Source organism: Psychrobacter sp. T6-1 (genome assembly GCF_052258445.1).
In genome coordinates, this window is sequence record NZ_JBQQFC010000413.1 from 1 (window position 1) to 1673 (window position 1673).

Annotated in this window: 1 protein-coding gene; it reads left to right on the forward strand. The window is 48.3% G+C overall.

The features are described 5' to 3' along the window. Positions 1–1673: bifunctional aconitate hydratase 2/2-methylisocitrate dehydratase (locus ACTXGO_RS13355; protein WP_443574862.1), on the forward strand; the 1673-nt coding region annotated here is incomplete at both ends.

Here is a 1673-nt window from a genome sequence, read left to right on the forward strand (position 1 = left end):
TCTAGCCGTAAGTCTGCAACCAACTCGGTACTGTGGCTGATGGGTGAAGACATCCCGAACGTGCCAAACAAACGTGGTGGCGGCCTGGTATTAGGTAACAACATCGCTCCTATCTTCTTTAACACTATGGAAGATTCTGGCGCATTGCCAATCGAAAAAGTAGCAGTTGATAACCTAAACATGGGTGACGTGTTTGACATCTATCCGTACGAAGGCAAAATCACTAAACATGACTCTGACGAAGTATTGTCAACGTTCAAGCTAAATTCACCGACACTTCTTGATGAAGTTCGTGCTGGTGGCCGTATTCCATTAATCGTTGGTCGTGGCCTGACTAACCGTGCTCGTGAGTACATGGGTCTTGGTCATTCAGACGTATTCGCTAAGCCAGAAGAACCAGCCGATACTGGTAAAGGCTTCACGCTTGCACAAAAAATGGTTGGTAAAGCTTGTGGCCTGCAAGGCGTACGTCCAGGCATGTATTGTGAGCCGAAGATGACTACAGTTGGTAGTCAGGATACTACTGGTCCGATGACGCGTGATGAGCTAAAAGATTTGGCATGTCTGGGCTTCCAAGCAGACCTAGTCATGCAGTCATTCTGTCATACAGCGGCTTATCCAAAGCCAGTTGACGTTGAGACTCAGCACACACTACCGGATTTCATCATGAACCGCGGCGGCGTCAGCTTACGTCCGGGCGATGGTATCATTCATAGCTGGTTGAACCGTATGCTACTTCCAGATACCGTTGGTACTGGTGGTGACTCGCATACTCGTTTCCCAATGGGTATCTCGTTCCCAGCCGGTTCTGGTCTGGTTGCATTTGCTGCCGCGACTGGTGTGATGCCACTCGATATGCCTGAATCTGTCCGTGTTCGTTTCGTCGGTGAGCGTCAGCCTGGTATCACTCTACGTGACTTAGTTCATGCGATTCCTTATCAAGCGATTAAAGAAGGTTACTTGACTGTCGATAAGAAAGGCAAAATCAACGAGTTTAACGGTCGTATTCTTGAAATCGAAGGCTTAGAAGACCTAACGGCTGAGCAAGCGTTTGAGCTATCTGATGCCTCAGCTGAGCGTAGCGCTGCTGGTTGTACTATCACCTTGTCTGAAGAGTCAGTGACTGAGTACCTGAACTCAAACATCACGCTACTTAAGTGGATGATTAGTGAGGGCTATGGCGATGCGCGTACTATCAGCCGTCGTATCGAGCAAATGCAAGAGTGGTTGGCGAACCCAAGCCTCATGCGTGCTGACGAAGATGCAGAATACGCTATCGATATGACTATTGATATGAGCACGATTAAAGAGCCGATTCTTTGCTGCCCGAACGATCCAGACGATGCAAAAACCTTGGCTGACGTGGCTGGTGATACCATTGATGAAGTATTCATTGGTTCATGTATGACCAACATCGGTCATTTCCGTGCTGCAGGTAAACTGCTACAAGACGTACCAGCAGGTAGCCTTAAAACTCGTTTATGGATTGCGCCACCTACTAAGATGGATGCGCGTCAATTAATGGAAGAAGGGTATTACAACATTTACGCTCAAGCCGGCGCTCGTACTGAAATGCCTGGCTGTTCATTATGTATGGGTAACCAAGCACGTATCGCACCGAACTCTACTGCGGTATCGACTTCTACCCGTAACTTCCCGAACCGTCTAGGTCA